The organism is Stenotrophomonas terrae (genome assembly GCF_001431465.1).
GTDB classification, from domain to species: Bacteria; Pseudomonadota; Gammaproteobacteria; order Xanthomonadales; family Xanthomonadaceae; genus Stenotrophomonas; species Stenotrophomonas terrae.
The window spans coordinates 1-8,648 of the sequence record NZ_LDJJ01000016.1 but is presented as its reverse complement, the minus strand read 5'-3'; the positions used below and the strand labels follow the sequence as shown (position 1 = coordinate 8,648).

At 65.9% G+C, this 8,648-nt stretch carries 4 protein-coding genes; 1 reads left to right on the top strand and 3 read right to left on the bottom strand.

Translation table 11 applies throughout. The annotated features are described in order from the left end of the window. Positions 1 to 43: 43 nt before the first annotated feature. Positions 44 to 2,749, bottom strand: a complete 2,706-nt coding sequence (locus ABB27_RS05730; protein WP_057627280.1) for a bifunctional acetate--CoA ligase family protein/GNAT family N-acetyltransferase — start codon at positions 2,747 to 2,749, stop codon at positions 44 to 46. 278 nt (positions 2,750 to 3,027) lie between these two features. Beyond that, on the bottom strand, positions 3,028 to 4,398 hold the full coding sequence (gene mgtE / locus ABB27_RS05725) for a magnesium transporter (protein ID WP_057627279.1): 1,371 nt from the start codon (positions 4,396 to 4,398) through the stop codon (positions 3,028 to 3,030). A 327-nt stretch (positions 4,399 to 4,725) separates the two neighbouring features. On the opposite strand from mgtE, the gene ABB27_RS05720 reads away from it, so the two are divergent. After that, on the top strand, positions 4,726 to 6,537 hold the full coding sequence (locus tag ABB27_RS05720) for a monovalent cation:proton antiporter-2 (CPA2) family protein (RefSeq protein ID WP_057627278.1): 1,812 nt from the start codon (positions 4,726 to 4,728) through the stop codon (positions 6,535 to 6,537). A gap of 150 nt (positions 6,538 to 6,687) precedes the next feature. Here ABB27_RS05720 and ABB27_RS05715 read toward each other — a convergent pair whose 3' ends face one another. Beyond that, positions 6,688 to 8,484 carry a DUF885 domain-containing protein gene (locus tag ABB27_RS05715; protein WP_057627277.1) on the bottom strand — a complete coding sequence of 599 codons (1,797 nt, stop codon included), beginning with the start codon at positions 8,482 to 8,484 and terminating at the stop codon, positions 6,688 to 6,690. Positions 8,485 to 8,648 lie beyond the last annotated feature (164 nt).

Here is an 8,648-nt window from a genome sequence, read left to right as displayed (position 1 = left end):
TGGGGAGGGGTGCTTTTGGCTTTTTGCCGTTGGCCTCCAGCTCTCAGCTCTTAACCCCACCTACCGGCAACGTCACATTCATGATGGTCGAGTCATCCGGGTCGGCCTTCACCTTGAAGCCCAGGCTCTGGCACATGGCCAGCATGGTGCTGTTCTCACGCAGCACCTGCCCTTCCACCATGTTCAGGCCCAGCCAGCCGGCGTACTCGATCATGATCTGCATCAGCTTCCAGCCGATGCCATGACCCTTCAGGTCCGAGCGGATCAGGATGCCGTACTCGCCGCGGTTGTAATCGGCGTCGGCATGCAGACGCACCGCGCCCAGCATTTCACCGGTCTTCGGATCGATCGCCACTAGCGCGATCGAGCGGGCGTAATCGAGCTGGGTCAGGCGGGCGATGAACTCGTGGCTGAAATGCTTCACCGACTGGAAGAAGCGCAGGCGCAAGTCATCGTCGGTGACACGGGCGAAGAACGCGCGGAACAGGCCATCGTCCTCCGGCCGCACCGGGCGGATGAAGGCCTTGCCGCCGTCGGACAGATCAATCGTGCGCTCCCACTCGGTGGGATACGGGAAAATCGCAAAGCGCGGATGGCCGCGGCCCTTGTGCAGGCGCTTGACCGGAGTGATCGCAACGCGCGCGTCCAGTGCGATCACGCCATTGCGGTCGGCCAGCAGCGGATTGAGATCCAGGGTACGAATTTCGGGAATATCCGCCGCCAGCTGCGCCAGTTTGACCAGCACCATCGCCACCGCCCGCTCATCCGCCGCCGGCACGTCGCCATAGGCCTTGAGGATGCGCGATACACGGGTGCGGCCGATCACTTCATGGGCCAGGCGCAGGTCCAGCGGTGGCAGTGCCAGGGTCTTGTCGTCGATCACTTCCACCGCAGTGCCGCCCCGGCCGAATACCACCACCGGGCCGAACACCGGGTCGTCGGCAATGCCGGCGATCAGTTCGCGCGCCTTGGGCCGGGTCAGGCTGGGCTGCACCAGCACGCCTTCGATACGGGCCTGCGGGCGCAGCTCGCGTGCACGCTGCAGGATGGCGGTAGCGGCCGCCTGCACCGCGCGCAGGCTGCCCAGGTTCAAGCGCACGCCATCGACTTCGGATTTATGCGGAATGTCCGGCGAGAATATCTTCACCGCCACGCTCATGCCCTGCTCCAGCAGCGGCTGTGCCAGATCCATGGCCTCGTGCGGATCACGCGCGACCATCACTTCCAGCGACGGAATACCGTAGGCCTGCAGCAGCTTGTGCGTGGCCACCGGGTCCAGCCATTGCTGATCGTTGGCCAAGGCCGCCTCGACCAACGCGCGTGCGGCCGGCACATCCACCACGAAATCCGCTGGCAGGCTGGGCGGGGTTTCCATCAGCGCCGCCTGCGCCTCGCGGTAACGCACCAGATGCTGGAAGCCGCGCACGGCTTCGGCTTCGGTGGGATAGGTGGGTACGCGTGCGGTATTGAGGGTGACCGTGGCGCGGTCGTCGTTGCCCAGCCATACCGCGAACACCGGCTTGTCGCGCAGCTGTCGGGAGCGCTGCCCCAGGGTGGTGGTCAGCGCCTGCGCGGCCTCGGCGGAAGAAGTGAATGCGGTAGGCACGTTGATCACCAGCACCGCGTCGTTGGCATCGTCGGACAGCAAGGCTTCAATCGCCGAGGCATAGCGGCCACCATCGGCGTCGACCACGATGTCGACCGGGTTGTCGCGCGACCAGCCCTGCGGCAAGGCTTTGTCCAGCTGTGCAACGGTGGCCGGTGACAGTTCCGCCAGGCTGCCGCCCAAGGCCTGCAGCTGGTCCACCGCAAGCCGGCCGACACCGCCGCCATTGCTGAGAATGGCCAGCCGACGGCCGGGAAAGGTGCCCAGCCGGCCCAGCGTCTCGGCGGCGGTGAACAACTCGTCCAGTGCATTGACGCGCAGCAGGCCGGCGCGATTGAAGGCCGCGCCGTAGACCGCATCGGAATCGGCCAGGGACTGCGAATGGGTGCTGACCAGCTCGCCATTGCCGCGCGGTTTGCGCCCGGATTTGACCACCACCACCGGTTTGGCACGGGCAGCAGCGCGCGCGGCCGACATGAACTTGCGCGCATCGCTGATCTGGTCGACATACAACAGGATGGCGCGGGTGCGGTAGTCGCTGGCGAAGTAGTCGAGCAGATCGCCGAAGTCGACATCCAGCGCATCACCCAGCGACACCACCGCCGAAAAGCCCACCGAACGTGCCACGCCCCATTCCACCAGCGCGGCGGCAATCGCGCTGGATTCGGAAATGAGTGCCAGATCGCCGGCCTGCGGCGTGTGTGCGGCGATGCTGGCATTGAGGCGGGCATGTGGTGCGATGACGCCCAGGCAATGCGGGCCGAGCACGCGCATGCCCTTCGGCCGCGCCGCGGCTTCCACCTGCGCGGCCAGCGAGCCGGGGCCCTTGCCCAGGCCGGAGGTAAGGATGATGGCCGCTGCCACGCCCAGTTCGGCGGCCTGGCTGACCACCTGCGGCAGCAGGGTTGCCGGCACCGTGATGACGACCAGATCCGGAATCCACGGCAGGTCCTTGAGCTTCTTGACCGTGCGCATGCCGTCGATTTCGGCGTAGCGCGGGCTGACCCAGCCGATCTGCCCGGCGAAGCCGCCGGCACGCAGGTTGCGGATCACCGCACGGCCGGCGGAGCGGTCGCGCGGGCTACCGCCAATCACGGCCACCGAACGCGGGCGGAATACGGTCTGCAGGTGGTAGGTGCTCATTGCGACGCCTGTTGCGGGTACCGGCTCAAAGGTACACGGCTGGCACGCGGGGTGGGCTGCGTTGGATCAAAGTGCGGGGTGTTTGGGGTGTTTGCTTGAGAGCGGCCTTGGTTGCCGCGAAGAGCACCCCTCCCCGGCCCTCCCCTTGGCTCACGCCAAAGGGAGGGAGAAAGACTGCCCCCTCCCTTTGGCGTCAGCCAAGGGGAGGGTTGGGGAGGGGTGCGTTTGCGTTTGATCTACGGGTGAAGCCCCTTGCCGAGCATGGCTCGGCACTACAGTTAGAGCAGGGTTCCGCCGAGGATCATTGCGGCGATGCTGAAATAGATGACCAGGCCGGTGACGTCGACCAGGGTGGCCACGAACGGCGCCGAGGCGCTGGCCGGGTCAAAGCCCAGGCGCTTGAGCACGAACGGCAGCATCGAGCCGGACAGGGAGCCAAAGGTGACGATGCCGACCAAGGCCGCACCGATGGTGACTGCCAGCAGCTTCCAGTGCTCGCCGTAGTCATGCAGGCCGGCCAGCTGCCAGATGGTGATGCGCACGATCGCCAGCAGGCCAAGAATCGCGCCCAGCACCACGCCGGTCGGCAGCTCGCGCAGGGCTACCTTCCACCAGTCACGCAGGCGCAGTTCGCGCAGCGCCAGCGAGCGGATCAGCAACGAGGTGGCCTGCGAACCCGAGTTGCCACCCGAGCTCATGATCAGCGGGATGAACAAGGTCAGCACCACCGCGCGGGCCAGCTCATCCTCGTAGTGCTGCATGGCGCTGGCGGTCAGCATTTCGCCGAGGAACAGCACGCTCAGCCAGCCGGCACGCTTGCGCAGCATCTCCAGGAAGCCGATCTGCATGTATGGCTTGTCCAGTGCTTCCACGCCGCCGAACTTGTGCACGTCCTCGGTGGATTCGTCGATCAGGGCGTCCAGGATGTCGTCGACGGTGACGATGCCCAGCATATGTTGCTGTGCATCCACCACCGGGATCGCCAGCAGATCGTGGCGGCGGATCAGCTGTGCCACTTCTTCCTGGTCCAGCAGCGGGTTCACCGTCACCGGCGGATTGACCTGGGCCACCGCCAGGATCGCGTCTTCCGGTTCGCCGGTGATCAGCCGCCGCATCGTCACCACCTGCAGCAGTTGCCGGCTGTGCGGGTCCAGCACGTAGATGGCGTAGACGGTCTCGCGGCTGCGCTCCACCTCGCGGATGTGCTGCATCGTCTGCGCCACCGTCCAGTCCGCCGGCACGGCGACGAACTCGGTGGTCATCAAGGCACCGGCGGTATTGGGCGGGTAGCTCAACAGCAGCTGGATCGAGCGCCGTGCCTCCGGCGCCAGCAGCGGGATCAGCCGCGCGCGCTCGGCATCGTCCAGCTCATGGACGATGTCGGTGGCACGGTCATCGGCCATCAAACCCAGCAAGGCGGCGGCACGGGCCGGCGGCAGCGCTGCAATCAGCGCGCCCGCATGCTGCAGCTCAGGGGCTTCCAGCAGTTTGACCGCACGCGGCAATGACAATGCCGCCAAGGTATTGGTTGCCTGCGGTAACGGCAGGGCATTGAGGTACTCGACCGCGTCGGCGGTGTTGTAATCGGCCAAGGGCGCACTCAGCGCGGCTGCGTCCACTATTGGCCGCAGAAATTGCTTCTGGTTCATGTTGATTCGCCTGTTCTGGATTGCGACCGCAACGCCAGCACAGGACGAACCAGCCCTGTCAGGCGGTTGCCGTCGCTGGTGTCGACGATCGCGATCGACTTCTACTGTCGCTGGACATGGGTTGGACTCCGGAAAGGTGCTGCGCGGTTGTACCGGCAGCCGCGCGAGTCTGGTCCTGTTGGCCGACAGGGTCAAGCCTGCATCGCTGAATCCCGGCAACTGCGGGGCTTGTCTTCGCATTCACTGACCACACAGTCCGCATAATGTGAAATTGTCAGCAGGCAACTGCCTGACTTGTCTGCTGAATCAATCAAGGAACCTATCCACATGCATGGCACCGGCCTCGAACTCGCCTTGGTACTGCTGCTGGCGGCGGTGATCGCCGTGCCGGTATTCAAGCGCTTCGGGCTGGGCGCGGTGCTGGGCTATCTGGCTGCCGGCGTGGTGCTGGGGCCGCATGTGCTGGGCTTCGTGCAGGACGCCGACCGCATCCTCAACGCCGCCGAGATCGGCGTGGTGATGCTGTTGTTCGTGATCGGGCTGGAGCTGTCGCCGTCGCGGCTGATGGTGATGCGGCGGCCGGTGTTTGGTGCCGGCACGGTGCAGGTGCTGCTCAGCGCTGCGGCACTGGGCGGGCTGTTGCTGCTGAATCATTTCTCATGGAAGAGCGCGCTGGTGATCGGCACCGCGCTGGCCTTGTCTTCCACTGCGGTCGGCCTGCAGCTGTTGTCCGAGCGCAAGGCACTCAATACCGACTATGGCCGGCTCGGCTTCGCCATCCTGCTGTTCCAGGATCTGGTCGCCATCCCGCTGCTGGCGGCGATTCCGCTGCTGGGTGGGGTCAAGAACGAAACCCTGAGCTGGCAGGATGCATCCATCGCGCTGGGCGCACTGATGCTGGTGATCGTGCTGGGCCGGCCAATACTGCGCCAGCTGTTCAATATCGTCGCGCGCACCCGCATGCCGGAAGTCTTCACCGCCACCGCCTTGCTGGTGGTGCTGGGCACGGCCTGGTTCATGGCCGAAGCCGGGCTCAGCGCCAGCCTGGGCGCCTTCGTCGCCGGCGTGCTGCTGGCCGACTCCGAATTCCGGCACGAGATCGAATCGCAGATCGAGCCGTTCAAGGGCCTGCTGCTGGGCCTGTTCTTCATTGCCGTGGGCATGGGCATCGACCTGAAGCGGGTTGCCGCCGAACCGGAGATCATCGCCGCCGGCGTGGCCATCCTGCTGGTGGTGAAGTTCTCCATCCTGATCGCGCTGGGCCTGGCCGCGCGCCTGTCGCTGCGCAGTGCGTTGATGCTGGGCAGCGTGCTGTGGCTGGGCGGTGAGTTCGCCTTCGTAGTGTTCAACGAGGCCGAGCGCGCGCACCTGCTGGGGCGCATCAACCATGACCGGCTGGTGGCCATCGTCAGCTTGTCGATGGCGATCACGCCTTTGTTGCTGCTCGCCCTGCAGCGCTCGCTGCAGCTCAAGCCACCGGCACGGCCGCCACAGCATGCGCCCGATGAGACGCTCAAGGATGCCGGCGCGCAGCGGCCGCAGGTGCTGATCGCCGGCATGGGCCGCTTCGGCCAGATCGTCGGCCGCCTGCTCACCGCGCAGCGCATTCCCTTTGTTGCCCTGGAAGCCGACCCGGATACCGTCAAGGACCTGCGCCGCTTCGGCAACCAGCTGTATTACGGCGACCCTACCCGCCCGGATCTGCTGCGTGCGGCCGGCGCCGAGCACATCCGTGTATTCGTGATGGCGATGGACGACCCCGACACCAATCTGCGTGCGGTACGGCTGGTGCGCCGCATGTACCCCAATGCCACCGTGCTGGCGCGTGCGCGCAACCGCCAGCACGCCTGGAAGCTGCTGGACATGTCGGCCGAACCCTTCCGCGAGGTATTTGGTTCCAGCCTGGAAGCCAGCGAACGCGTGCTGACTGCCCTGGGCATTCCGGAGAGCATCGCCCGCGATCATGTGCAGCGTTTCCGCGAACACGATGAAGCACTGCTCAAGGCCCAGCACCTGGTCTACGACGACGAGGCCGCGGTAATGCAGACCTCACGCGACGCCCGCGAGGACTTGATGCATCTGTTCGAAGCCGATGCCAGCGACAGCAGCACGGTGACGCCTTCCAACGGCAAGGATTGAGCTGCAGCCTTTTTGCTCTTGTAGGAGCGGCGTAAGCCGCGAAGCCGCTACACCGTCAGGTAGCCAAGACACCACGGTCTTCAGCGACATCAGCTTCGCGGCTTACGCCGCTCCTACAAAAAACAGGGCGCCTTACGGCGCCCTTTGTGCTTACTTGCGGCGTTGGGCCGGTACGAAGACCTCGTTGACTGCGGCCGCCAGCTGATCCGGCGGCAACAGGCCCTGGTCGAGCAGGAAGTTGTTGAAGGCCAGCCGATCGAACTTGTCGCCAAGCGCCAGCTCGGTCTGCATGCGCAGTTCCATGATCCGCGTGTAACCGTAGAAATAGCTGCAGGCCTGGCCCGGCGAACGCACGGTGTAACGGTCCAGTTCCTGCGTGGCCATGGCCTCGGACAGGCCCACGCCTTCCACCAGCACCTTGCGCGCGCGCTCACGGTCGGTCTGGCCCAGGTTGAGCGCCGGGTCGAGCATGGCACGGGCGGCGCGCAGCAGGCGGAACTGCAGGGCGATCATCTGCCCGTCCAGCGGCTCGAACGGCACCATCTCGGCTTCGGCATACAGCGCCCAGCCTTCAACATTGACCGAGTTGAAGGCGAACATGGTGCGCGCCAGTGAGATGCCGCGCTCCACCATCGCTGCAAACTGCAGGTCGTGGCCGGGGCGGCCTTCGTGGGCGCTCAGCGTCCATGCCGCCGAGCCGAAGTTGAAGTCATCGTACTGCGCCTTCTCGCCCGAGGCCGGGTTGCCCAGCGGCAGCACGAAGGTGCCCTGCTGGCCGGTGTTGCCGACCAGTGGTGCCGGCAGGTAATGCGGTGCCGGTGACGCGGCGCTCTCGGCTTCGCTGCCCAGCCGCATCTGCAACGGGCGCTGCGGCACATCGACGATGCCCTGCTTGCGGATGATCGGATCGATCGCATCGATGACGCCGCGGTAGTGCGATTCGAGCTGGTCGTTGCCGATCTTGTCCTGCTTCAGCGCGCGGATCACCGCGATGTAGTCGGTGTTGTCGGCAACCTTCAAGCCCTTGGCCTGCACCACCAGCGGCGCCAGCTGGCGCATCATCGCGCGGGTTTCCATGTATTCAAGCTGGGCGCGCTGCATCAGCAGGGCCGGGTCGATATCCACGCCCACTTCCTTGAGCTGGAAGGCATACAGCTCGGCCGGCAGGCGGTTGTCGGTGCGCGCCTTGGGCAGCACTTCCTTGCTGGTCCAGGCGATGTAGTCCTTCATCTGCGTGGACAGCGCGGCCAGCGAGGCATCGGCACCGTCGATCTTGTACTTGGCAAACAGCTTGCCGATGCCGGCGATGTAGGTATCGACGTTGGCCAGCGCCTGCTCGACTTCGATCTTGGTCGGCTGCAGCAGGTTGGGCGTGCCGCTCTTTTCCTCGTAGCGCTGGCGCGCCAGGGTAGCCAGCGGCTGCGTGCCCGGGGCCTGGCCGAGGTAGGCCTTGAGCCGATCCAGTGCCTTGGCCCGGCGCGCTTCCGGCACCTGGTCGGACAGCAGGCCGTTGATGCCGCCAAACACGGTCTGCGGCACATCCATCCACGGCATCAGGTGCTGTTCGTTGAGGGTGCTGCTTTCGATGTTGCGCTCGGCCGCGGCAATCATGATCTGCAGGTCCTGGCGCAGGTTGGGATCGCGCTCGACCTGCAGCTTCTCGCGCAGCTGGTCGCGTGCCTTGTTCATGGCGGCGCGGTAGCGCGCGGCGTTGTCCGGCCCCAGGTCGACGGCCTTGTCGTCATAGCCGGGGACACCGAAGAAGCTGGTCATTTCAGGCTGGAACGGTGCCTGCGCCTGCAGCAGGATCTGCGCCAGTTCGTTGCTGCGGGCAACCCAGGCCGGCGCTGCGGGTGTGGTCTTGGTCGTTGCGGGTGCTGCGGCGGTGGCGGTGAGCGGCAGCGGCGCGGCCAGGGCAAGGGCGACGGCGAGAACGAGAGGCTTCATGGACAGCTCCGGAAGGGATGGGCTGACCGTACGCAGTCACCGCCGGGGCGGCAAGGGTAGGAAGTGAGGGCTGGGCCGGATTGGAAATTCGGGATTGGGGCAGGAGCAACGGCTAGGAGCACCCCTCCCCAGCCCTCCCCTTCGCTTCGCGAAAGGGAGGGGGC